17 protein-coding genes and 1 tRNA gene are annotated in these 23,438 nt (G+C 66.5%); 11 read left to right on the forward strand and 7 right to left on the reverse strand.

The window, feature by feature from the left end:
• Nucleotides 1-36 precede the first annotated feature (36 nt).
• Complete coding sequence (locus V5F74_RS07730) at nt 37-1,317, reverse strand: D-amino acid dehydrogenase (protein WP_394007185.1); 1,281 nt, start codon at nt 1,315-1,317, stop codon at nt 37-39.
• A 447-nt stretch (nt 1,318-1,764) separates the two neighbouring features.
• On the opposite strand from V5F74_RS07730, the gene V5F74_RS07735 reads away from it, so the two are divergent.
• The 3 genes from V5F74_RS07735 (at nt 1,765) to ppk2 (ending at nt 3,607) form a co-directional block, all read left to right on the forward strand.
• On the forward strand, nt 1,765-2,004 hold the full coding sequence (locus V5F74_RS07735) for a hypothetical protein (protein WP_250167897.1): 240 nt from the start codon (nt 1,765-1,767) through the stop codon (nt 2,002-2,004).
• A gap of 225 nt (nt 2,005-2,229) precedes the next feature.
• A complete protein-coding gene (locus V5F74_RS07740) occupies nt 2,230-2,712 on the forward strand; it encodes a hypothetical protein (protein ID WP_029555503.1) in 483 nt (160 codons plus the stop codon).
• A 43-nt stretch (nt 2,713-2,755) separates the two neighbouring features.
• Nucleotides 2,756-3,607 (forward strand): polyphosphate kinase 2, encoded by an 852-nt coding sequence (gene ppk2 / locus V5F74_RS07745; RefSeq protein ID WP_029555504.1) that lies wholly within the window; start codon nt 2,756-2,758, stop codon nt 3,605-3,607.
• A 66-nt stretch (nt 3,608-3,673) separates the two neighbouring features.
• Here ppk2 and V5F74_RS07750 read toward each other — a convergent pair whose 3' ends face one another.
• Entirely contained in the window at nt 3,674-3,916 is a 243-nt protein-coding gene (locus V5F74_RS07750; RefSeq protein ID WP_024280606.1) for a hypothetical protein, read from the reverse strand.
• Nucleotides 3,917-4,480: 564 nt separating this feature from the next.
• Here V5F74_RS07750 and treS point away from each other — a divergent pair.
• Entirely contained in the window at nt 4,481-7,684 is a 3,204-nt protein-coding gene (gene treS, locus V5F74_RS07755; protein WP_394007188.1) for a maltose alpha-D-glucosyltransferase, read from the forward strand.
• Nucleotides 7,685-7,749: 65 nt separating this feature from the next.
• On the forward strand, nt 7,750-8,130 hold the full coding sequence (locus tag V5F74_RS07760; RefSeq protein ID WP_250167895.1) for a hypothetical protein: 381 nt from the start codon (nt 7,750-7,752) through the stop codon (nt 8,128-8,130).
• 33 nt (nt 8,131-8,163) lie between these two features.
• Here V5F74_RS07760 and V5F74_RS07765 read toward each other — a convergent pair whose 3' ends face one another.
• Complete coding sequence (locus V5F74_RS07765; RefSeq protein ID WP_374250313.1) at nt 8,164-9,120, reverse strand: pirin family protein; 957 nt, start codon at nt 9,118-9,120, stop codon at nt 8,164-8,166.
• 251 nt (nt 9,121-9,371) lie between these two features.
• On the opposite strand from V5F74_RS07765, the gene V5F74_RS07770 reads away from it, so the two are divergent.
• The 4 genes from V5F74_RS07770 (at nt 9,372) to V5F74_RS07785 (ending at nt 12,413) form a co-directional block, all read left to right on the forward strand.
• Nucleotides 9,372-9,536, forward strand: coding sequence for a Flp family type IVb pilin (locus tag V5F74_RS07770; protein WP_081762738.1), 165 nt, complete (start codon nt 9,372-9,374; stop codon nt 9,534-9,536).
• Between the two features lie 13 nt (nt 9,537-9,549).
• A complete protein-coding gene (locus V5F74_RS07775; RefSeq protein ID WP_029555508.1) occupies nt 9,550-10,035 on the forward strand; it encodes an A24 family peptidase in 486 nt (161 codons plus the stop codon).
• 136 nt (nt 10,036-10,171) lie between these two features.
• Complete coding sequence (locus V5F74_RS07780; RefSeq protein ID WP_394007191.1) at nt 10,172-11,539, forward strand: leucyl aminopeptidase family protein; 1,368 nt, start codon at nt 10,172-10,174, stop codon at nt 11,537-11,539.
• A 16-nt stretch (nt 11,540-11,555) separates the two neighbouring features.
• Nucleotides 11,556-12,413, forward strand: coding sequence for a C40 family peptidase (locus V5F74_RS07785; RefSeq protein ID WP_394007193.1), 858 nt, complete (start codon nt 11,556-11,558; stop codon nt 12,411-12,413).
• Nucleotides 12,414-12,440: 27 nt separating this feature from the next.
• On the opposite strand, the gene V5F74_RS07790 is transcribed toward V5F74_RS07785, so the two are convergent.
• Nucleotides 12,441-14,015 carry a sensor domain-containing diguanylate cyclase gene (locus V5F74_RS07790; protein WP_029555511.1) on the reverse strand — a complete coding sequence of 525 codons (1,575 nt, stop codon included), beginning with the start codon at nt 14,013-14,015 and terminating at the stop codon, nt 12,441-12,443.
• 189 nt (nt 14,016-14,204) lie between these two features.
• Between V5F74_RS07790 and V5F74_RS07795 the strand changes: the two genes are divergently transcribed.
• Nucleotides 14,205-14,903 (forward strand): YggS family pyridoxal phosphate-dependent enzyme, encoded by a 699-nt coding sequence (locus tag V5F74_RS07795; RefSeq protein WP_029555512.1) that lies wholly within the window; start codon nt 14,205-14,207, stop codon nt 14,901-14,903.
• A 44-nt stretch (nt 14,904-14,947) separates the two neighbouring features.
• Nucleotides 14,948-15,023, forward strand: a tRNA-Glu gene (locus tag V5F74_RS07800).
• Between the two features lie 385 nt (nt 15,024-15,408).
• Here the strand turns inward: V5F74_RS07800 and V5F74_RS07805 are convergent.
• From V5F74_RS07805 to V5F74_RS07815, 3 genes are all read right to left on the reverse strand, one after another.
• Nucleotides 15,409-16,347 carry a hypothetical protein gene (locus tag V5F74_RS07805; RefSeq protein ID WP_394007196.1) on the reverse strand — a complete coding sequence of 313 codons (939 nt, stop codon included), beginning with the start codon at nt 16,345-16,347 and terminating at the stop codon, nt 15,409-15,411.
• A 95-nt stretch (nt 16,348-16,442) separates the two neighbouring features.
• Nucleotides 16,443-18,386: a hypothetical protein gene (locus V5F74_RS07810; RefSeq protein WP_394007198.1), complete on the reverse strand. Its 1,944-nt coding sequence runs from the start codon at nt 18,384-18,386 to the stop codon at nt 16,443-16,445.
• Between the two features lie 158 nt (nt 18,387-18,544).
• Nucleotides 18,545-22,990: a hypothetical protein gene (locus V5F74_RS07815; protein WP_394007200.1), complete on the reverse strand. Its 4,446-nt coding sequence runs from the start codon at nt 22,988-22,990 to the stop codon at nt 18,545-18,547.
• Between the last annotated feature and the right edge of the window lie 448 nt (nt 22,991-23,438).

The raw sequence follows: 23,438 nt of genomic DNA on the forward strand, positions 1-23,438 counted from the left end.
GCGGCGGCGGCGCAAGGTCCGGCATGAGCGGAAGCCTCAGGCGGCCTCGGCGTAACGGGCGACGGAGAGGTCCGACGTGTCGATCTCCGGCGCGCGGCCGCCGATGATGTCGGCGAGCACGCGGCCCGAGCCGCAGGCCATGGTCCAGCCCAAAGTCCCGTGGCCGGTGTTGGTGAAGAGATTGGCGAAGCGCGTGGCGCCGACGATGGGCGTGCCGTCCGGCGTCATGGGGCGCAGGCCGGTCCAGAAGGTCGCCTCCTCGATGTCGCCACCGGCCGGGAAGAGATCCCCCACCGAATAGGCCAGCGTCGCCCGGCGCGGCGCGCGAAGCGAGAGGTTGAAGCCGGCGAGTTCCGCCGTACCGCCCACGCGGATGCGGTCGCCGAGGCGGGTGATGGCCACCTTGTAGGTCTCGTCCATCACGGTCGAGCGCGGCGCCGCGTCCGGGTCGGCGATGGGCAGGGTCAGGGAATAGCCCTTTACCGGATAGACCGGCAGGCGGATGCCCAGCGGCGCGAGCAGGGCCGGCGTGTAGCTGCCCATGGCCGCAACATAGGCATCGGCCGTGAGCACCTCGCCGCCCGACACGGCGACGCCGGTGATGCGCCCGCCGTCCTGCCGCAGCGCATCGACGGTGACGCCATAGCGGAAGGTGACGCCCTGGCGCGCGCAGATCTCGGCGAGGCGCTGGGTGAAGAGGTGCGCGTCGCCCGTCTCGTCCCCGGGCAGCCTCAGGCCGCCCACGAACTTGCCGCGGACGCGCGCCAGCGCCGGCTCGGCACGGATGCAGCCTGCGGGATCAAGCAAATCGTAGGGGACGCCGTGGACATCCAGCACCTCGGTGTCGGCGTGCACGTGGTCGAGCTGCTTCTGGGTGCGGAACAGCTGGAGCGTGCCGAGCGTGCGTTCGTCATAGGTGATGCCGGTGTCCTTGCGCAGCTCGTCCAGCGCGTCCCGGCTGAATTCGGCGAGGCGGACCATGCGCGCCTTGTTGCGGCGATAGGCGGCCTCGGTGCAGTTGGCGAGCATCCGCGCCAGCCAGAAATAGAGCTTGGGGTCGAGGCCCGGCCACACCACCAGCGGGCGATGGTGCATGAGCAGCCACTTGACGGCCTTCACCGGAATGCCCGGCCCAGCCCAGGGCGAGGAATAGCCCGGCGAGACCTGCCCCGCATTGGCGAATGAGGTCTCCATGCCGGCCGCCGGCTGGCGGTCGAGCACCGTCACCTCATGTCCGGCCCTGGAGAGATAATAGGCGGATGTCGTGCCGACGACGCCGCTGCCGAGAATCAGAATGCGCATGGCCTTGCACCCCACGCCGCCGGCCGAGGGGGGCGCTGGCCCGGCCGGATGGTTAGCGACAATTCTACGCCGGAAGACGGCGCATTTGCCCTCAGGCTGGCAAGATCCGTGCCCTCGAACAGCGACGAATCCGGGCGCATCCGAGCCCCTTCACAACAACGTGCTGTGTCGCCCGCCCACGACGGCGCGCGCCGTTCCGCCGGCCGGACCACCGCGTGGAATCGGCTGCGGCATTCGGTCTTTCGATACCGACGCACAAAATTTGATCGCGATCAAGGAATGGGCGCCGGCCCCTGCTTAGCGTTTCGGGATTGCGGGGGCTTTCCGGGGCCGGCCGGGTTGCGAGAGACAATCCGGCGGTTCCTCCGGCAGCGGCATCGGGGCGTGTCCGGCGTTTCAGGGCAGGCCTTCGGGAAGGTGCCTGCAGCGCTTTTCTTGATCCCTTCCAGAGGAGACCTTGTGATGAATGCCCTTGCCCAGCCCATCGCGGCGGCCGTCGAAGCTTCCGCCACCGATGACGTGCTGATCCACGTCCGCTTCGCGCCCAACGCCGATATCTTCACCATTGACCGCCTGCCCGTGGGCCAGAGCGGCAAGGCGTGGTTCGACCACCTCTATGCCAACGCCTCGTCCTACTACCGGACCTTTGCCAACGGCCGCGGCTTCTTCCGCATTCCGGCGTCCGTCTTCGCGACGCTCTGAGCGCGCCCCTCAAGACCAGAATCCTCCGGGTTCGACCTTCGGGTCGAAACGAGAGGCCGGCGCCAGCTCTCCGGCGCCGGCCTTTTTGTTTGCCTTGCGCGCCGTTCTGCGCGTCTCGTGGGGGTGTGAACGCGAGCGGGGCCGGAAAGAGTTGATATCGGACAACGACGCCGCTTAGCTCATGGAGAAACTGCGGCCGGACCGCATTTCCAAACGGAGAGACCCATGCCCCAGGCAGCGCAGCAGAATACCACGCTGGGCGACGAGAGCTTCATGAGCGCGGACGACCTGCGCGCGTACATGCAAGAGATCGAAAAGGCCAAGCTGTCCAAGGAATTCTCCGCCATGGACCGGGCCGACAAGGCCCGCGAGGAGCTCATCAAGACGCTGTCCCAGCCGCTCGATCTCACGCCCGAGACGCTGCATGAGATCTCCCAGAATCTCCTCACGAAGATCCGCCTTGCCGCCCAGCGCGGCGAGACCGAGATCATGGTGATGCGCTTTCCCAACGTGCTGTGCAGCGACAAGGGCCGCGCCATCAACAATGCGGAGGAGGGCTGGCCCGACACCCTCACCGGCCGCCCGCGCCAGGCCTACGAACTGTGGCGCGACTACCTCCGGCAGGGCCACTACAAGCTCAAGGCCATGATCGTAGACTGGCCGAACGGCATGCCCGGCGACGTGGGCTTCTTCCTCAGCTGGGCCTGACCCGCCCCGTCTCAACGGAGCGGTTTCAAGGGAGGACGCCGCCATGGCGCACAAGCACAAGAAGAAGCACAAGACCCAGGCGATCCTGCCCCCGTCCGGCACGGACGGCGGCAGCCCTGCGGCCCCGCTCTCGCGCAAGGAATATGAGGCGGAGCTGAAGCACCTGCATGCCGAGCTGGTGAAGCTCCAGCTCTGGGTGAAGCACACGGGCGCGAAGATCTGCATCGTCTTCGAGGGCCGCGATGGCGCCGGCAAGGGCGGCGTCATCAAGGCCATCATGGAGCGGGTGAGCCCGCGCATCTTCCGCGTGGTGGCCCTGCCGCCGCCCACGGAGCGCGAGAAATCGCAGATGTTCATCCAGCGCTACGTGACGCACCTGCCGGCTGGCGGCGAGATCATCATCTTCGACCGCTCCTGGTACAATCGCGCAGGCGTCGACCGCGTGATGGGCTTCTGCACGGAGGAACAGTCGAAGAAGTTTCTGGAAAGCGTGCCCTACGTGGAGCAATCCATCGTCGAGTCGGGCGTGATCCTGCTCAAATACTGGCTTGAAGTATCAGAGGAAGAGCAGACCCGGCGGATGGAAAGCCGCATCGACGACCCGCGCAAGATCTGGAAGCTCTCGCCGATGGATCTGGAATCCTACGCGCGCTGGTTCGACTATTCCCGCGCCCGGGACGCCATGTTCGAGGCGTCCGACACCATGTGGGCACCGTGGTTCGTGGCCTTCTCCGACGACAAGAAGCGCGCGCGCCTCAACATCATCTCCCATCTCCTGTCCCGCATCCCCTACGAGGATGTGCCGCGGGAGAAGATCAAGCTGCCCAAGCGCCAGAAAGACCCCGATTACGTGGAGGCGGACTATGCCCGCCATCGCGTGCCGGAAAGGTTCTGAGGGCGAAGCCGCTCAATCGGGAGGATACTCAGGGCGGCGCTTTCCGCGACCGCCCTGCCTTCCGTGTCACATCATCCGGCGCTGGGCGTCGGGAGACAGGCGCATGGCATCGGCGAAGGTCTCGAACGCCACCCAGGCCCGGCGCTGAAGCTCGGGCAGGCGGGCGGCCTCCATCTGGTCCACCAGCATCTCGGCGTGCTCCCCCACGGGATGGGAGCGCATCAAACCGATGGCGTCGTCCAGCGAGCGCAGGACGATGCAGGAGCCATCGATGCAGATCTTCAGCGGGTGGCGGGCGGCATCGAACATGGGCGGTCCTCCGTATCGGCTGTGGGGCAGCTGGGGCTTCGCGTCAGGTTCTGCCGGCCAACGGCGCTTGGCGCCTCCCGCATATTGGGGAGAGCGGCAAACGCGCGACGCATGACCGGAACGGGGGCGGACTCGTATGAGCCCACACGACCGTCAAAACGCGGTTCGGGCCCAAAGGTTCCATCCCTCGCGAGAAAAAAATTCTCTGTCGGCATCCTTCATTTTCGGGATGCCGGCAGCGCCCCTTCGCGCGAAACAGGACGGGCGCCGATATTGCCACGGCAAACTGACGCGCCAGCCGGACGGCATTCCCCCGCATGCCGTCCGGCTGCCCCAATTGTCCCCTGAACTCTCCCTGACAGACCGGAACCGCCACGCTCCAGCCGCGTTAGGCAAGCGTGGCCACTCACCCGGCGCGTCCGCTGCAAATGCGATGCGCCGGCCGGGTCGCCTGTCCCTCCACGACGGTTCAAGGGAGCACCGTGCCTTTCTGCCCCGCCCCGATCTCGTCCGCCCCGGCCGCCCCGCGTGGCCCAAAGCCCTCCGGAACCGGGAGCCTCGGCCATGCCTGAGCCCGTCACCGCCGGCGACAACCCTCTGTGGTACAAGGACGCCATCGTCTACCAGCTGCATGTGAAGTCGTTCTTCGATGCCAATGACGATGGCATCGGCGACTTCCGCGGGCTGATCTCCAAGCTCGACTACATCGCCGACCTCGGCGCCACCGCCGTGTGGCTCCTGCCCTTCTATCCCTCGCCCCGGCGCGACGACGGCTACGACATCGCGCTCTATGAAGGCGTGTCGCCGGATTACGGCACCATGGACGAAGCGCGGCGCTTCATTGCCGAGGCGCATGCGCGCGGGCTGCGCGTCATCACCGAGCTGGTCATCAACCACACAAGCGACCAGCACCCCTGGTTCCAGGCCGCGCGGCGCGCGCCCAAGGGCAGCCCGGAGCGCAACCTCTATGTCTGGGCGGACGACGACAAGGGCTATCCCGGCGTGCCCATCGTGTTCTGCGACGTGGAGAAATCCAACTGGAGCTGGGACGAGGTGGCTGGCCAGTTCTACTGGCACCGCTTCTATGCCCACCAGCCGGACCTCAACTTCGACAATCCCGAGGTGCTGGAGCGCGTCCTCTCCGTCATGAGCTTCTGGCTGGACATGGGGGTGGACGGCCTGCGGCTCGACGCCGTGCCCTATCTGGTGGAGCGCGAGGGCACCGACTGCGCCAACCTGCCCGAGACCCACGCCATCCTGAAGAAGATCCGCGCCCATCTCGATGCCCACTACAAGGGCCGGATGCTGCTCGCCGAGGCCAATCTCTGGCCGGAGGACACCCAGCAATATTTCGGCCCGAACGCGGATGAATGCCACATGGCATTCCACTTCCCGTTGATGCCGCGCATGTACATGGCCATCGCCAAGGAGGACCGGTTCCCGGTCACCGACATCCTGCGCCAGACGCCGGCCATCCCGGCGACCTGCCAGTGGGCGATCTTCCTGCGCAACCACGACGAGCTGACGCTGGAGACCGTCACCGACGCCGAGCGCGACTATCTCTGGAGCATCTACGCCTCGGACCGGCGCGCCCGCATCAACCTCGGCATCCGCCGCCGCCTCGCCCCGCTGCTGGAGCGGGACCGGCGGCGCATCGAGCTGATGAACTCCCTGCTGCTCACTCTGCCTGGAACGCCCGTGATCTATTACGGCGACGAGATCGGCATGGGCGACAACATCCATCTCGGCGACCGCGACGGCGTGCGCACGCCCATGCAGTGGTCGCCGGACCGCAACGGCGGCTTCTCCAGGGCCGATCCTGAGAAACTGGTACTGCCGGTGATCCAGGATCCGCTCTACGGCTTCCCGGCGGTGAATGTGGAAGCGCAGTCGCGCGATGCTCATTCCATGCTGAACTGGACACGGCGCTTCCTCGCCGTGCGCAAGGAGCAGCCGGCATTCGGGCGCGGCACCTTCCGCCTCGTGTTCCCGCGCAACCGGCGCATCCTCGCCTATCTGCGCGAATTTGAGGGCGAGGCGGTGCTGTGCGTCGCCAACCTCGCCCACACCTTGCAGGGGGTGGAGCTGGACCTCGCCGAGTTCGAGCGGCGGGTGCCGGTGGATCTCGTGAGCGGCACCAGCCTGCCGGCGCTGGACCGCGCGCCCCTCGTGCTCACGCTGCCGCCCTACGGCTTCTACGCCTTCCGTCTGTCCACCACGGCGGCGGAACCCGCCTGGCGCGATCCGGCGCCGGAGATGCTGCCGGAATTTGCCACCCTCGTCGTCCGCGACGGGCTGATGGGTGCCCTCTCCGACGCCCATCGCGCGATCATCGAGACCGAGGCGCTGCCGCAATATCTGGCGCGGCGGCGCTGGTTTCCCGGCACGGCCAAGGACATCGGCGCGGTGCGCATCGGCTGGGTCATGCGCCTGCCGGGCACCGAGCGGGACGTGGCCATGGCAGAGATCGAGGCCGATCTCGCCGGGCGCACTGAGCGCTTCCTCATGTCATTCTGCGTGGCGTGGGAGGACCAGCATCCCCCCGCCATCGCCGAGCAGCTGGCCCTGACCCGCGTGCGGCAGGGCCGGCGCGTGGGCTTTCTCACCGACGCCATGGTGCTGGACGGGCTGCCCGCCGGCGTGCTGCGCGCGCTGCGGCAGGCCGAGCCCGTGCCCCTGCCCGATGGCGGCGCCCTCGTCTTCTCGCCCACCGACCGGCTGGACGGGCTCGACGTGGAGCGTGGGGCGCTGTGCGAGCTCGCCGACGCCGACGAGCCGGCAGCGAGCCTCGTCGTCACCGACAAGGTCGCGGTGAAGCTGTTCCGCCACATGGAGTTCGGCCGTACCGGCGAGATGGAGATGGCGCGCCACCTCACCGCGCTCGACTTCCCCCACGTGCCGCCGCTGATCGGCGCCATCACCCGCACCCGGCCGGAAGGCGGATCAGCGCAGGTGGCGCTCGCCTATGGCTTCGTGCGCAACCAGGGCAATGCCGCTGGCTGGACCCTGGCGCAGGTGCAGCGTGCGCTCGATGCCGCAGCCCTGCCCGATGGCGGCCACCAGCATTTCGAGGAGGAGGTGGCGGGCGTGCTCCGGCTGCTGCGCGCCAGCGCCCGGCGGCTGGCCGAGCTGCATGCCGTCCTTTCGGCCCCCGCCACCGATCCGGCCTTCGCGCCGGGCGTCGCCTCTGCCGATGAGATCGACGGCTGGCTTCGCGCGACCATGGATGCCGTGCGTGCCGCGCCGGACGCCCTTTTCGGTGTCGATCGGGATTGGCTCGGGGCACAAATGCGGAAGCGCATCGCCGGCCCGCTCGCTGGCACGGACGTGCCGGTGATCCGCACCCACGGACGCTTCGACCTCGACCATCTGCTGGTGTCCGGGAGCGATGCGGTCATCACCGGCGCTCAGGGCGAGCGGGCGAACGGCTGGCGCGATGTCGCCGAATTGCTCGCCTCCCTTGTGTACACCCTCGCGCGCGTCACTGCCGGCGAGGCTGGCGTCGCCCGCGACGCGTCGGAACTGCGGTCGGAGCTGCTCGCCGCCTTCCGCTCCCGCGCCGAGCGCGCGGTGCTCGCCGCTTATGCGGAGGGGGCGCCGGACGGCGGCCGAGGCCGGCCCCTGCTCGATCTCTTCCTCATGGAAGCGCTCGCGCGCCGCCTGCGGACAGGATCGGACCTGCGTCCGGGCGAGCGCCGGGAGATCGCCGCCGGCCTTGAGCGTGTCGCCGCCCGTCTCGCACGGCAGGAGGCTGCACTCGATGCGTGAGGCGGCATGCCTGCGGGGAACGGGCGGCTCTGCCGTTCGTTGATGGTGCAGAGGAGATTGATGCCATGACCCCCGCTGCCTCCACCGCATCCCCCCGCACCGCCACGCTCGACCAGCGACTGGACGAGGCGCTGGAAGAGTCCTTCCCGGCCAGCGATCCCCCGTCCGTCACCCGCGCACCAAAAGCGGACGGCGAGCCGCGGGACGCCGCCGCGCGCGAAAAGGAGCGTGTCTCCGACGAACTGGACGAGGCGCTGGAGGATTCCTTCCCCGCCAGCGACCCGCCCTCCCTCACCCGCGCGTCGAAGCCCGAAGGCGACCCGGCGGCGGATACGGAAGACGGTGCGCACGAGAAAAGGAAGGCCTCCGATCGCCTGGACGAAGCGTTGAAGGAGAGCTTTCCCGCCAGCGACACCCCGGCGCAGCTCCAGCCAGGCAAGGCGTGAGCAAGCCCACAAGGGCGCGCCGTCCCCGGCCCCTCAGCCCCGTGGGCTCTGGGGCCGGGGGCGGCCGGCACCATCGTCCGGCGCGGGGATGAACTCGTCGTGGTCCATGGGGATGAGGTCGAACCGCCCCTCCCGCCATGCGGCCTTTGCCGCGTCCAGCCGATCGAGGCTCGACGACACGAAATTCCACCAGATGTAGCGCGGCCCCTCCAGCGGCTCACCGCCCACCAGCATGAGCCGCGCCGGGGTCCGTGCCCGGACGGAGGTGGCAACGCCGCGCCGGATCACCAGCATCTGGCCGGCGGGAAAGGCGGTGCCGTCCACCTCCACCTCACCCTCCAGCGTGAACAGCGCGCGGTCCTCGTGGGTGGGATCAACAGGCACATGGGCGCCCGCAGCCAACTGGATTTCCACATAGGTCGCGGGCGAGGCGAGCGCGACGGGCGACGTCGCCCCGAAGGCGCTGCCGAGAATCACCCGTGCCTTGATCCCGCCGTCCGCCACCACCGGCAGCGCCTCGCTGTCCGCATGGAGAAAGTCCGGGCTGGTCTCTTCCAGCGCCTTGGGCAGCGCGATCCAGCTCTGGATGCCGAAGAGCGGCCCCCCGCGCGCCTTCACGGAGGCGTCGTGCCGCTCGGAATGGACGATGCCGCGCCCGGCGGTCATCAAATTCACCGCGCCCGGCTCGATCACCCGCTCGGAGCCGAGGCTGTCGCGGTGGATCATGCTGCCTTCGAACAGGTAGGTCACGGTGGCGAGGCCGATGTGCGGGTGCGGGCGCACATCCTGCGCCTGCGCCGCAGAGAATCGCACCGGCCCCATCCGGTCGAAGAAGATGAAGGGGCCGATCATCTGGCCCTGCACGGAGGGCAACACGCGGGCCACCTCCATGCCGCCGATGTCGTGGGCGCGGGGGACAATCACGGTCTCGACGGCCGCGCAACTCGTGGCATCACCGGGGACGGGATCGGGGGTCGGGGAGAAGCTCATGGCGGGAGCTTGCCGGCCTCCGGCGCCGCCGTCAAAGGGCGATCCGCGCCCCCGGCGTCAAAGACGCGCGAGCGGAACCGTTAACCTTTCAAACAACCGGCACGCGCAGTGGACGTTCCCGGCCGCGGTTTTTTACTTCCCCGCAAGGGGGCCGCCCTAGCGTCGGCTCTGCCACGGCAACCCCGTCGCGGCATCCAAGTTGCGGCCCGCCGTTGCGGCGGTCACGCGCCGCCATTGACCGGATTTGAGCCATGAAGCTTCTTTTCTCGCGCTTCATCAAGGAAGAGGACGGCTCCACCGCCCTCGAATACGGCCTCATCGCCGCCGGCCTCTCCATCGCCATCGTCACGGTGCTGGTGCAGATCGCCTCCACCTTCGCCCGGCTTCAGGCCTCCTCGGCCGCCGCCGGGAACTGACCGCACGATGGGGATGGGCCACATCAGGATCGCCGAGCTTCTGCTGCTCGGCCTCTATCCGGCATTGCTGTGCGCGTCGATCGGCGCGGACCTCGCCCGCCGGATCATCCCCAATGCCGTGGTCGTGTGCCTGATCGCCGCCTTCGCCGCCGTCACCCAGTTCACGCCCGTGCCGGACCTCATCTTCCGCCTCGCCGCCGCCGGCGCGGTCACGGCGCTGGGCTTCTCCCTGTTTGCGGAGGACATCATCGGCGCGGGCGATGCCAAACTGGCCGGCGCCATCGTGCTGTGGGTGGACCCGCTGCACCTGCCCCTGTTCGTGCTCGCCACCGGAACCATCGGCGCCCTGCTCGGCATCGCCGCCGCCGCGCGCCATCGCCTCGCGGGCCCGGCCGGCGCAGAACTTCCCGACCGGCACCGGACCAGCCTGCCCTATGGCGTGGCGCTGGCGGGCGCCGGCCTCCTCATCCATCCCCTGTCCAGCCTGCTGCATCCCTGACCGGCTCCGCCTTGGGCGGCGGCGCGGCGGGGCATCTTGCAGGCGATCGCGGCGCGGACCACCATGCGCCGGCTGCGCGGTGCCGGATGGCGGAACCATTGCCTGTCCCCCCGGCGCGGCGCGAGGAGTTCCGTTGATGATCGATTGCTTTGCCCCGTCGTCCGCCGTCAGCCTGCCCGTCTGGTGCGTCACCAAGGACACCTTCGCCTCCGCTCCCATTCCCGAGGCCGCGCGCCGCTTTGCCGAGGCGGCCGGCTTCTCCGGCGCCGCCGGCAAGCTGCTGCTGCTCCCGAACGCCGACGGCGGGCTGGCCGGTGCCCTGTTCGGCATCGCCCCCGCGCCCAAGGCCGACGCCTTCGCCACCGGCGCCCTGCCCGGCCTGCTGCCCGAGGGCACCTGGCGGCTGGAAGGCGAGGTGCCAAGCCCCCGCCTCGCCGCCCTCGCCTTTGCGCTGGGCTGCTACCGCTTCTCCACCTATCGCGCTGCCAAGGCCCTCAAGATAAAGCTCGTGGTGCCGGAGGGGGTGGACGCCGCCCAGCTCCGCCGCACGGTGGAGGCGGTGATGCTCACCCGCGATCTCGTCAACACCCCGGCCAATGACCTCGGCCCGGCCGAGCTGGAGGATGGGGCCCGCAGCCTCGCCGCCCGCCATGGCGCGCGCTTCCGCTCCATCGTCGGTGACGCGCTGCTGGCGCAGAATTTCCCCTTGATCCACGCGGTGGGCCTTGCCGCCGCCCGCGCCCCGCGCCTCATCGAGATCCGCGCCGGAGATCCCAGCCACCCGAAGGTGACGCTGGTGGGCAAGGGCGTGTGCTTCGACACCGGCGGCCTGGATCTCAAGCCCTCCTCGGCCATGCTGCTGATGAAGAAGGACATGGGCGGCGCCGCCAATGCGCTGGGCCTTGCCCATATCCTGCTATCGCGCGGCGCGAAGGTGAATTTGCGCGTGCTGATCCCGGCGGTGGAGAATTCCGTCTCCGGCATCGCCTTCCGTCCCGGCGACGTGCTGCGCAGCCGCAAGGGCATTTCGGTGGAGATCGGCAACACCGACGCCGAGGGACGTCTGGTGCTGGCCGATGCCCTCGCCCTCGCGGACGAGGAGGCGCCCGACCTCGTGATCGATTTCGCCACCCTCACCGGCGCCGCCCGCGTCGCCCTCGGTCCGCAGCTTCCCGCCGCCTTCACCGACGACGAGGACTTCGCCGCTGACCTCTCCCGCCACGCCATGGTGGAGGCGGACCCGCTGTGGCGCCTGCCCCTGTGGGCGCCCTACGCGGGCATGCTCGATTCGAAGGTGGCCGACATCAACAACGTCTCCTCCGGCGGCTTTGCCGGCGCCATCACCGCAGCCCTGTTCCTCGCCAAATTTGTGGAGAAGGCGCGCTCCCATCTCCACCTCGACCTGTTCGCCTGGAACCCCAGCAGCCGGCCGGGTCGGCCCGAAGGCGGCGAGGCGCAGACCATCCGGGCGCTGGACGCCCTCATCGCCGAGCGGTTCGGCTGAGGAGTGGGGCTGAGCCATGGCCTTCTCCTTGCCCCCGGGCCTCGATCCCCGGCTGACCCCCGCCCGTGCCGACCTCGCTGCCACAAGCCTCAAGGGGCTGGTGGAGGTGCCGCGCTTCGTGGACGGCGAGATGCGGCGCGTGGCCGTGCCCGTCGCACCCCTGCGCCGCCGCCCCGCCAGCGACGCCCCGCTCGAGACCGAAGCGCTGTTCGGCGAGCGGGTGCGCCTGTTCGAAGAGGACACGGAAGGCTGGGCCTGGGTGCAGCTGGAGGCGGACAATTACGTGGGCTACATGCCCGCCGAAGCCCTCGCCCCGGACGGGACCGCGCCCGCGCACAAGGTGTCGGCGCTGCGGACCTTCCTGTTTCCGGGCCCGGACATCAAGCTGCCGCCCCGCGACGCGCTGGTGTTCGGCAGCCGCGTGGTGGTGCGCTCCATCTCCGGCGGCTTCGCCCTGACGACGGACGGCTGCCTGCCGGCCGTCCATGTGGTGCCTGCGGACGAGCGCGAGGGTGATTTCGTCGCCGTCGCCGCCCGCTTCCTCGGCGTGCCCTATCTGTGGGGCGGCCGCTCCAGCCTCGGCATCGACTGCTCGGGCCTGGTGCAGACCGCGCTTGCCGCCACCGGCCTCCGCGCGCCGCGTGACAGCGACATGCAGGAGAAGGCCATCGGCACGGCGATCTCGCTCGATGCCCCCATCGAGCGGGGCGATCTGCTGTTCTGGCCGGGGCATGTGGGCATCGCCGAGGACGCGGAGACGCTCCTCCATGCCAACGCCTTCCACATGGCGGTGGCGCGCGAGCCCCTCGCCGGCGCGCTGGAGCGCATCAAGGCCGCGGGGCTCGACCTCAGGACCATCCGCCGGCCGGGCTGAGGGCTTCCCGCATCAGCCATCCACGCATCAGCTATGCGCGATCACCCGGTCGCGGCCGGCGCGCTTGGCTTCGTAGAGCGCGGCATCCGCGGCGGCGATGAGGGCGTCCGGGCTGCCCTCCGCCGTCGGCACAACGGACGCGACGCCGAAGCTCGCCGTCACCCGACGGCGCGGCGCGGCGGGATGCTCGATGGCGATTTCGGTGAGGAGGCGCCGCACGTCCTCCGCGAAGGCGACGCCGGCGTCGACGTCGGCGCCCGACATGAGCACCACGAATTCCTCGCCGCCGTAGCGCGCCACAAGGTGCGACGTGCCGGCCGCCGCTGCCGACAGCATCCGCGACACCGCCCTCAGGGCTTCGTCACCCTGGAGGTGGCCGCGCGTGTCGTTGAAGGCCTTGAAGTGGTCCACATCCAGCATCACCAGCGTGAGCGGCATGCCCTCGCCGCGCGCCCGCACCCAGTCCTGCGAGAATTGCACGTCGAAGGTCCGCCGGTTGGCGAGGCCGGTGAGCCCATCGGTCCGCGCCAGTGAGGCGAGGCGGCCGTTCATGGTCCTCAGTTCGTTGTTGCGCTGGGACAGGCGCCGCGCCATCTCGTTGAAGGCATTGACCAAAGGAGAGAATTCCGCGACGCCCATGTCGTTCACGTGGTCCGCCTCGCCGCGCCCCACCGCCGCCACGGCCCGGGTGAGACGGGCGATGGGCGCGATCACGATCCGCTCCTCGGCAATCCAGGCGAGCAGCAGGAAGCAGGCGAGCGCGATGAAATAGGCCAGCGCCGTCGAGCGCACCTTGCTGTCGATGGGGCCCACCGCTTTCGACGTCTCGATGCCCACGGCGATGCTGATGGGCAGGTGGCCGAAGCCCTCGAACGCGAAGATGCGCTCCGTACCGTCGAAACCCGGAACCCTGACGATGCCGGACTCCTTCGCCCGCACGGCCCGCGTGAGGGGATGATCGGGGAAGCTGTGTTCCACAATGTCCGGCATCGTGGGGTAACGCACCAGCACGGTACCGTTCCGCCCGATGAGATCCACCACCACGCCCAGTTCCACCGCGCTGCCGGCCGCGATCCGCGACAGCCATTGCAGGTCGAGCACGACGCCGGTCACGGCCCGCACCGCATCGCCCGGGCCGCGCTCCGCCCGCATCAGGAACACCGAATTGCGCCCGCTGACCCGCGAGACGAACATCTCGGTCATCACAACCTCGTCGGCGGCGAGGGCATCGCGGAAGTAGTCCCGCTCGGAGATGTTCACGCCAAGAGCGAGCGGCGCATGGGCGCAGCGGACGAGGCCGGCCGCATCCGCGACGAACGCGCCCTGGATGCCGGCCACCTCGTCGGCGAGGCGCGACAATTGTCGGCTGCAGGCGACGGGGTCCGCCAGCATGCGGTCGGCCATGCGGGACAACACTTCGAGCACCGTCAACGCCCGCGACATGCCTTCCATCTGGGCGAGCTTGGCGCTGCGGGCGAAATTCCGCACATCCTCCTCGAGCGCGGAGACCTGCTCCTGCCGCTCGGCCACGAGCGCAAGCATCCGCTCCACCGACAGGGGCACGGCCACCAGGCAGACCAGGAACAGGACGCGCAGGCGCAAGCTCGAGCGCCGCCCGGGAGCTGCCGCCCCGCCTCCCCCGTTACGCTCGACCATACCGGCCAGCCCCCCTGCCGCTCGGTAGCTTCACCCGAGCCGCTCGCTTCTTCTACCTGCTTCTTGATTGGAAAGGGAGATCGGTTCATGTCCTCGGCGCGGGCACGGACCCGGCGCAACGGCGGGAGCAGGATCATGAACGACGGCGGAACGGCGCCCGAAAGCACGGCACGGCTCGCGGCGGTACGCCGCGACATCGCCGAGAGCTGTGCGGAATGCGGCCGTTCGGCCGATCAGGTGACGCTGATTGCGGTTTCCAAGACCTTCCCGGCCGAGGACATCCTGCCCGTGCTTGAGGCCGGCCAGCGCGTGTTCGGCGAGAACCGGGTGCAGGAGGCGCGCGACAAATGGCCCGGCCTCAGGGAGCGCTACGGCGATGTGGAGCTCCACCTCATCGGCCCGCTCCAGTCCAACAAGGCGCGGGAGGCCGTGGCCCTGTTCGACGTGATCCACACCGTCGACCGGCCGAAGATCGCCGCCGCCCTCGCCGAAGAGATGGCCCGGCAGGAGCGCCGGCCGCGGTTGTTCGTGCAGATCAACACCGGCGCCGAACCGCAGAAGGCGGGCGTGCTGCCCGAGGACGCCGACGCTTTCATTGCCCAATGCCGCGATATCCACAGGCTGGAGATCGCCGGCCTCATGTGCATTCCGCCGGCCGAGGACGTGCCCGACCCGCACTTCGCCCTGCTCGCCGAAATCGCGGCGCGCAACGGTCTTTCGGGCCTTTCCATGGGCATGAGCGCCGACTTTTCCGCCGCCATCCGCCAGGGCGCCACCCACGTCCGGATCGGCAGCGCCATCTTCGGCCACCGCCCGAGCCCGAAGGAGGCTTGAAGTCCCCCGCATTCGCCGCTATAGAGCCCTCCTCCTCGCGAGATGCTCCCATCGTCTAGCGGTCTAGGACGTCGCCCTCTCACGGCGAAAACAGGGGTTCGAGTCCCCTTGGGAGCGCCATTCTTTTCAATGGTTTAGCCCCGCCCGTCGCGGGGCTTTTGCTTTTCTGGGAAGAATTTGGGGAGTATGCGTCTGCGGACGCGGGCGGATTTCGGCGGGATTTGGCGAGTCGGGGGAGGGCAAACGTCGCGCGCTCTCGGCCTCGGCTGAAACGCCTCCTCTACGCGATGCGATGGACGCCGCCTGCGAGTGAGCCGAAAGTCGCCGCTTGGCATCCCATCAGCGAGCAGGAGACTGCACGGTGCTTAGCGCTTCCTCCTAACTGGGGTTGACCTATAGATGACCCTCGACAATCTTTCAGCGGCGCCCGCTTTGCGCCCTCAATTCGGCCGTTCAGGACAGCCCGGGCGCCTCCCGAAAGCTGCCAGTCCGCTTCGAGGAAACCTCAGCGCTCACCCGGAAAATCGATTGTCGACACATCGTCCGTCGCCTCAGGCAATGGCGGCATGCTGCCAATGGGCTCAAGCTTACCGTCCCGAATCTCAATCGGAAAGCACCACGGCCCAGCACGGCCTGCGAGCTCTCGGCCAACATGATCTCGCCCCAGAAGGTCGGTCCAGAACAGCCCTACCTTCATTGACACCTGTTTGGGATAACCCTGAAACTTTAGGGCCGCGGTGACCTCAAGGCAGCCATCGCGATTTTCGAACCCCGCCTGCAGTTCACCGACCAACCCATCGCCTATGTCGAAGGCTGCGCCGTGCATTGCCGTGATTGCATGCAAAATTACCACCGCTCGCGCGCTGTCCATCCGAGCTCCGTCGGCTTGGCCAACCAGTCCATTCTTCATCATAACAAACTTGAAATCATCAAAGACGTCCTGCCCGCGAAGTGCTGGATTCCAGATGACAGAATCGCCAAAATTGACGACAATCTGATGCTCAGCGGAAGTTATAGCATCGATGGCGCCCCGCCTCATCTTGTCGAGCGCCGACGTTAGCAACGGCTCGGCCACTTTGCGTTTGAGCCCGCGTGAAAACCTGGCGATTTGCTCGTCGGTGGCCATCCGAAAATTTGACTCAGCGCGGTCAAGAATTTCACGGATGGGCGGGGACTCTCCGTTTATAGCCCGATCCAACATCGGCTTGAAGGTTGTCCGCATATCGCGAATGCGGTCGGTCACAGGACCACGGTTGCGTAAGTCGGGATGGGCCGCAAAATCGGCAAGCTCTCGAAAGCTGGCACGCCCATAGGACGATGACCGCTTGCCGATATAGAGCTTCGCTACGTCTTCAGGGCATAAGTCTCCACTCATCAGGCGCGCTAGTCGCGCTCTCAGATGTTCGTCGTGAAGGCTCGATGATTTTGGCATTGATGTGCTCATCCGACACTCAGCGCGTTGGCTTGGCCACGCTGCGAGGAACGGTAGCACGGTGGCCAGAAAAGCCCCCAGCAAGCGTGTGGTCAAAAGATCCGATGTCAGCCATCGAGTTCCGCGTCCTGCCCATTCTGTTCTACCGTGGTCCTCAATGCGCCGCTCGATATCAATGCGTCTTTTATCGGGTCCGACAGTGTGAATTCGGCCTCAATAATACCGTGTCGTTCTATGGCGAGCACCCCGCGCTCGACACCTTCCCAAATGACGGGCGCTCTCTCCAGCGGAGCTTCCCTCTGGATGAGCGTGACGAGGCTCTCTATCCATTCTGATGGCATGCAATCAGGGTCGACCAACGCAGGAAGCTGCTGGAGGATGGACAGTACTAGAGAGGCGTCGCCCGCTATCGTCAGGGTGATAACGAGGCCCTCGCAGTCCCACATGATTGGGATTGCGGCACGTCGAACAATGCCGCTCTCGACATCCTTGCTCAAGGCAACCGCCAGCGCCGATAGCTCGTCTGTGAAACTTACTGCAGTTTTTCTGGATCGTCCGATACCGAAGCGAGACAGGTTTAGAATATCGTCTCGAAAGCCGATGGCCATTACGTCTGGATTACGCTTCGCGTTGAGGTGCGTGGCAACCTCGCCCACCCCAACTTCGACAAAGGGAAAATTCTTGTTCCCGATCTGTTGCAACTGTTCAGAGTACAACGTTGCGCCGTCGGAAAGGCCTCCTGGAAAGAGAGAAATGAAGGCAGCCAAGGGCGCCTTTGCAAGTTCCTTAACGCCTGTCGATGCAGCTGCGCTCCTTGTATCCTCGGCGTCCGCTAGCGCACCCAGATATTCGGGTATCAGGTTGTTGCCTCGGTAATAGTCGCCTAGCAGCCGCTTCCAATCGGACACAGGGAGCACGCCGTCGAACCGGAAGAGTTTCGAATAGTCGGACTGCTTCCCCGCGCGATCTATCGAGGTCTCAAATCTCGCCAAATACTGGGTACCTTCATACGCGCGGATCGCACCGTCGAAATGAGTGATAGCAGCCGCGTCCGCCGAGTACTCCGCATGGGCGTAGCGACATCCATATTGTTGACTTGCCAGTCCGGAGGACGGGTCTTCAATCAGCTCTTCAACCTCAAAGGTCCGATACTCAGCCGAGGTGCTGCCTACGGTCCGCGTCTCGGGTGCTTTCCACCAAACCTGGGTTCGATCTACGCCCTCAAATAGTCGCGTCTGCTCGTCGGCCTTGTGCTCCGCGACACCGTTCGGGATTTTGTTTATGTCGTCGTCGTATTTTGGACCGCGCCAATATTCGAGCTCTATGAGGCCCTTTGTCGAAGCTGGGTCGCCGAGAATATCTGGATCAAGCCTTAGTCGAGCTCTCAGATCTGGGTGTCCGCTCGCGACGCCTGAAAAACTAGTGAGAAACTCGGTATTCAGAGCGTTTAGATGTGAAAGCCGGCGCCGAAAAAATCTGTGAGCGACTAGGACCAAATCGCGCTTTTTGTCGTGGAAAACGCCAGGCGCCAGCTCGGTCGTACGGCCTAACAGCTCATCGAAGTAAACCAGGCCGTCCTTATCGACGATTGCGGAGTTCGGAGTGAAAAATTCGGGATATTGCTTGGCCGCTAATCCTTCTCGCTTCGCAAACACAGATTCCATGTGTATGAAGATCAAATCCCCGCCGTCGGAAAATCCGAGTTTTGCTGCAAGTTCGCGGCGATATGGGTCTGTGCTATCATCATTGACACGTTTTCTATGGCGAGCGACTCGGTCCTGCAGGGCCGCCCGCTCCTCTTCGGTCTCGGGGTATTCTATGCAACCCAGAACGCGAACCATTTCGCCGTCGATATAATGTCCAAGCTGGCGGCTCCACCCGACTACCCTGTGCATGTCGTGCTGCATATGGGCAGGCGTTCCAACAGGCGCTTGAGCAAGGAGGGCCTCGCGCTGATGGGTTTCATCGGAGCGCATCAGGGCAGACGCAGAGAACTTGATGCGCTTCTTGTTGACTTGATCTGTATTGAATACCGCAAGCTCGTACCTCAAACCCACCTCCTCAATTTGCAGCATTATATTTGGCGATGATCGGGTCGCCGAGCCTGACGACACCGCAAACCTCGCGACATTGCGCGTGGGTTGAACCGCGAAACAGCGGATGAAGCAGTTCCGACCGCGACGGCTACCCGCCACGCGGTCTATCGCGGTCACATATCGACATCGGCATCGTCCTCGCCGTCAACTAACACCTCGGCGTCCTCGCCCAGCAGGATCGCACGCTGGCGACGGGTAGGCTTCTCGAAGGTCTCGAACCGTGGAAGCGCCTGAAGTGCGCCGGCCTCTGAGTGGAACAGCCGCGTGAAGACGCGGCGGCCGCCGAAACCGCCGCTGTGAAGTTCACCGAAGACGCTTTTCTCTCCAGCTACAGCCCATATTGCAACTAGCTCCTCGCGCGCCAGCATTTCGAGGAACAAGGCGCGATCGACCAAGGCGGCGCTTCTTCCGACTCTGTTCACAGACGGATCTATGAACACCACTTCGCCTCCCGCATTACGGTATTCGATCGACCGGCCGTCGGAAAGGCGCAGGCCAAGCGTATCGATCAGCCAGCCGGCAGGAAGATTGATGGTGATGTTCTGGGTGATCGAAAAGTCATACCCATTACTCTCGGCCTTATATTCGAAGGTGGGCGGCCGCACGACCAAGGCTGGTGCCTCCGAGTCGCTGCCGTTGGGCCACCACTCGATCCAACCGTGGTCGCTGCGGTCGGACCAAGCCCATGGATGTTCGCCCAGATGCGCATAATAACGGTCGGCGTCGCCGACCGGCATGTCGTGATGCCCGATCAGATGCATGCCCTTGAGGCGGGCGAGCAGTTGCCCAAGATCGGCAGCGCGGACGATCGTGCAGCCGATCCTGCGCCAGGAATCCGAACGCAACTGCTTGCGATCCTCTTCCCAACTCTCGAACCCGGTGAGCACGAGCCATTGGCGGCCGTTTTGGTCGACGACCTCGAGATTCTCTGCGCCGTCCAGTATCGCCGCATCGGAATTGAGCCAGGCCAGGGCCTCGCCGGGCGTTGCTGCCTCAATGGTCGGACGATAGGGCGCCCAGAAACTTGCGTTGAGTGGCTGGCGCCAACCGTCGTCCTCTGTGCGCTCACGCAGCATCGACGGGTCGATGTCACGCAGCCTACTAGGTTCATCCTCCTCCTGATGGGGCAGCACCGCGAGATTGTCTTCCATCCGCGCCGCGAGCTCAAAGGTGGCCAGCCACTGATACTTCTTGCCGATTCGCTCGACCTCGTGACTGTGACGACCAGTTCCAATGTGCTGGTCGAATTCATGGTGCAACGCCTCGGACCAGCCCAGGTCATGCGCGCGCCAAGCCACCCAGCGTCGTGCCCAGGCCAGGTTGAACTCTGCAGGTCCTAGTGTGGGGTACCCATTATACATGCCTTCGTCGCGCCAAGTCTCGGCACGGGCGCGCCAGTCCTCGAACCGCTCGGAGCCGATGGCGTCGCGAAAGGCGCGCTTCACCGTCCGAAGATCGTCACGTCGGTTCGCATAAACCGGCCCGTTTCGCTCCCCCTTGATCGCAGCGCTTGCGGCCTGCAGGGTAGCATAGGCAGCAAGCTCTTCCTCACCGGCGAGCGCGGTGAATTCCGCAACCCACTGGCTTCTCAAGTCCTCGGCAGTGGGAAGCGGATCGGTGCCGCGCAGCGCCGCGCTGAATCGACGAGCGATTGGATCGAGGACATAGCGCCCAAAGTCGCCGTCCATAAGCGACCCGACGATCGAGTCGCGATGGCGCCCGCCGCCCTCGCCATAGGCGACCTCGAACGCCGCCATCTGCTCCTCGGAGATCTTCTCGATCGGCCATGCGCTCGAGAAAGGCGGTTTGGTCGAAGCCAAGTCGAATTCGGCTGGCAGCGCGGCCTGAGCCGCGGCATAGCCGATCAGGCCCGATGCGTGGTCGCGAAGTAGCTTATTGGCCGGCGGCAGGCCGCCGGCGAACAGTTCTTCATGCAGCATCACGGCGACTGCGCGCAGCTCCTCCACGCTCCAGCGCCCCTGCATCGTCGCGCCGAACAGCGCGGCGGCGAGCCGCTCGACGACATAGAGATCGTCGAGCCCGGCGAAGGCTCGCCAGATCCGCATCGCCAGCGCGGCGTGGTCGGTGAACAGCACGACCAGCGCCTTGGTCGCCTTATCGCGCAACGGCCGCCGCGTTGCGGTGAGAAACCAGGCAAGCTGAATTGCGGCGAGCTCCGCGCGCTCCGGAGCGATGCCCGCGGGATCGGCCGCGCGGACCCAGTCGATCAGGTGAAATGCCGCGTGGGGTGATCGGGCGAGGTGAATCGTCCAGCGCGCATCGCGCGCGCCCATGGGCATCGCGCGAAGCTCGGCGTCGAGATGGCGCGCATTGTGGGGATGGCCGGGTTCGGTGGCGAGTGCGATCAACGTATTATAGCGTAGGGAATCCCCGCCGATCGCATCGACCAGCTCCCACGTCCGCGCAGTGAACGCCTCAAGCCGGCGCGCCTGGAGGCTCTGCACGAATGCGTCGTCGGGTACGACCGAAGCGGGCAGGTCGGGGAGATCAGGTAACTCAATACCGAAGCGCTCGGGCAGCTGCACCGCCAGCGCTTCGAGTACACCGGGGAGTATCCAGCTCTCGTCGTCGTCGAGCGCGTTGTGAAGCGGCGTCCCGGCGGAACAGAGTGTTGCCGCGCCACTGCCGTCGCTGCGCGCGAGCAGGTCAGCCGCAATCGCATGGTCGCCCATCCGCTCGAAGGTGAACCGCACTGCCTGAACTGTTTCACCCGCCGCGGTGCGCATCGGATCGACCGCGAGCATCCCTTCATTCTCTAGCTGGAAGAGCAGGTCATCGTCGGCGGACCGGCCCGGATGGACGGCGCGAACGATTGCCTCGGCGCGGTCGAGCTCGACATCCGCGCGGCCGACATCGGCCATCTCGCGCACCAGCTTGGCCAGCGCCGCCGCTGCCGGACTGCGACCGGACGGCACCTTAAGCTGGCGCTGCACGCGGCGTACCACCGCATCGGTATAAGCGCGGAAGATGTCGGTGATGCCGAACAACCCGCGTGCCAGAAGCGTCTCGCCTTCGAACTCGAGCACATCGCAATAAAGCCGGAGGAACAAGGGGGTCCGGAACTCGGCCACCTGGAGCGGGGTTTCTGGCAAGGTCATCCCGTACTGCCGCAGATAAGCGCGCACTTCCCCGACCGAAAAGCCACGATGCTCGATCCGAGGCAGTCGCGCGGCGTCGAGCGTTTCGGGGATCACCAGACCGAGATAGGTGGTGCGGCACGACAGGACGATGGCGACCCAGGGGAATTGCTCGACATCGTAGAGTAAGCCCGCCAGCCGCTCGGGCCAGATCGCCTGTCCATTCTTCTCGTTGAGCGCGTCAATTGCGATCAGCGTGCGCACCCCCGCCGCCTCGCCCGCGGCATTGAGCGCGCCCAGGAATTGGCTGACCTCGAGATGGCGGGGCAGGTCGAGCCCCTTGAGAATCTGGCTCCAGGGCTCATCGTCGGCGAGCGTGCCGCCCAAGATCATCAATGCCGGGCGGCCTGCGGCCAGCTGGTGCGCGCAGGCGTCGGCCAGAAGATGCGACTTGCCGCTGCCGGCGGCGCCGTGGATCAGTAGCGACCGCTGGTCGAGCAGCGCCCAGTGCGGCTGGCGAAGCTCGGTCAAAATGCCGCGAAGCCGTGCCGCCAGGTCCGACACGGCAACCATCGCCGTGCTGGGGTCGCTGTCGCCATTGGCGGCATCCAGCGCGTCATGCAGCGCAAACGCTGCATCGGCAGCGGCGCGCACTGCGTCGCACAGCCCCGCGGCCGGCACGGACCTGGACCGGGCGGCGGCATTAAGCGCGGTCACGGCAGCGGCGCACGCGTCTGCGGCCGGCGTCCCGGTTATCGGGATCGCGTCGTCCGCGGCGCGGCGAACCGCATCGCCGAGCTGATCGAGGTCCGCATAGAACGCGGGGTCGCCGGTGACGGCGCGGATCGCACGGCCGATCGGCAGATCGATATGGCCTTCGGGATCGTAGCGCTCGCCGAGCCCGGCCCTGGCGCGCACGAACTTCCCGTCAAACCAGTCGCCGGTGAAAAGCTGCCGATCGAACCAGAAGGCGACGCGCCCTGCCGCGCGCGGATTGCTGTCGGTCAGCCGCTGCCGCAGGGCATGGGCATCCCAGCGTTCGATCTCGATGGCCCGACCTGCTTTGCCGGCCTGCTTTATCCGATCGGCACACCAGGTATCCCATTTTTCCAGCGCAGTCGTCGTGCCGTCCTTGCGGGCATCGGCGAGATCGAAGGGGAAGCAGGCGATGAACTTGCGCATCTTAGGATGCTTGACCAGCGCCGTATCGAGCGACTTGCCAAGCGAGCGCAGCATCGAGTCGATGTCCCAGTAGAACTTGACCTGCCAGCCGATTTCGGAGCCGTCGGCGAGCGTCTCGAAGCATTCGACGCCGGCATCGCCGCCGCGTCCCTTGCGGTCGAACCGTACCCGGTCGGGCGATGCCTCGTCCGAGGCGAGGTGGCAGCACAGCTCCTCGAAGGCGTCGGCCTGGTTGCCGTGCAGACGGATCTCATTAAAATCAATATTGGGCAGGGACATGTCGGCTCCTCGGCAAGCCTACATCAAGGGATGCAGTGACCTGCCACAATGGTGGCGAGCGCTAAGCATTAGGTCGATACCGAAACGTTGGTCTACCTTGCCGAATGTAGGCATTCTCACTGTCCGCTTATGCCGGCGTCTGCCTGCAAAGCGGTCTGGCTGAAAACGGCCCCGGAGCCGTCTGTCAGCAAAGCGCCCCCATCTCGGTCATTGATCGGTCAACGGCCGCGTCCCAAAAGCGGACATCAGCGAAGTACGGCACTTAGGCACCATTGCGCAATGACCGGTCATTCACTCCCGGTCGCAAAGGCGACGTTCGGCTTCCAGGTCCGCGCTGTGGCCCAAAGCTGATCTCGTGCTGGAAATCCCAACCAAGCTTGTTGCTTGGGCTTGCCGATCACGGAGTCCGCGCCAAAAGCCCGGGCCGGCGGGCCCAGCCTACACAACC

Origin of the sequence: Xanthobacter aminoxidans, from assembly GCF_043193615.1 — a bacterium.
In the GTDB taxonomy this organism is placed as follows: Bacteria; Pseudomonadota; Alphaproteobacteria; order Rhizobiales; family Xanthobacteraceae; genus Xanthobacter; species Xanthobacter aminoxidans.

Bases quoted from the DNA above. Each gene is read 5' to 3' on its own strand.
- V5F74_RS07735 (WP_250167897.1), top strand. From the start codon at position 1,765: ATGAATGCCCTTGCCCAGCCCATCGCGGCGGCCGTCGAAGCTTCCGCC.
- V5F74_RS07740 (WP_029555503.1), top strand. From the start codon at position 2,230: ATGCCCCAGGCAGCGCAGCAGAATACCACGCTGGGCGACGAGAGCTTC.
- ppk2 (WP_029555504.1), top strand. From the start codon at position 2,756: ATGGCGCACAAGCACAAGAAGAAGCACAAGACCCAGGCGATCCTGCCC.
- V5F74_RS07750 (WP_024280606.1), bottom strand. From the start codon at position 3,916: ATGTTCGATGCCGCCCGCCACCCGCTGAAGATCTGCATCGATGGCTCC.
- treS (WP_394007188.1), top strand. From the start codon at position 4,481: ATGCCTGAGCCCGTCACCGCCGGCGACAACCCTCTGTGGTACAAGGAC.
- V5F74_RS07760 (WP_250167895.1), top strand. From the start codon at position 7,750: ATGACCCCCGCTGCCTCCACCGCATCCCCCCGCACCGCCACGCTCGAC.
- V5F74_RS07765 (WP_374250313.1), bottom strand. From the start codon at position 9,120: ATGAGCTTCTCCCCGACCCCCGATCCCGTCCCCGGTGATGCCACGAGT.
- V5F74_RS07770 (WP_081762738.1), top strand. From the start codon at position 9,372: ATGAAGCTTCTTTTCTCGCGCTTCATCAAGGAAGAGGACGGCTCCACC.
- V5F74_RS07775 (WP_029555508.1), top strand. From the start codon at position 9,550: ATGGGCCACATCAGGATCGCCGAGCTTCTGCTGCTCGGCCTCTATCCG.
- V5F74_RS07780 (WP_394007191.1), top strand. From the start codon at position 10,172: ATGATCGATTGCTTTGCCCCGTCGTCCGCCGTCAGCCTGCCCGTCTGG.
- V5F74_RS07785 (WP_394007193.1), top strand. From the start codon at position 11,556: ATGGCCTTCTCCTTGCCCCCGGGCCTCGATCCCCGGCTGACCCCCGCC.
- V5F74_RS07795 (WP_029555512.1), top strand. From the start codon at position 14,205: ATGAACGACGGCGGAACGGCGCCCGAAAGCACGGCACGGCTCGCGGCG.
- V5F74_RS07805 (WP_394007196.1), bottom strand. From the start codon at position 16,347: ATGAGCACATCAATGCCAAAATCATCGAGCCTTCACGACGAACATCTG.
- V5F74_RS07815 (WP_394007200.1), bottom strand. From the start codon at position 22,990: ATGTCCCTGCCCAATATTGATTTTAATGAGATCCGTCTGCACGGCAAC.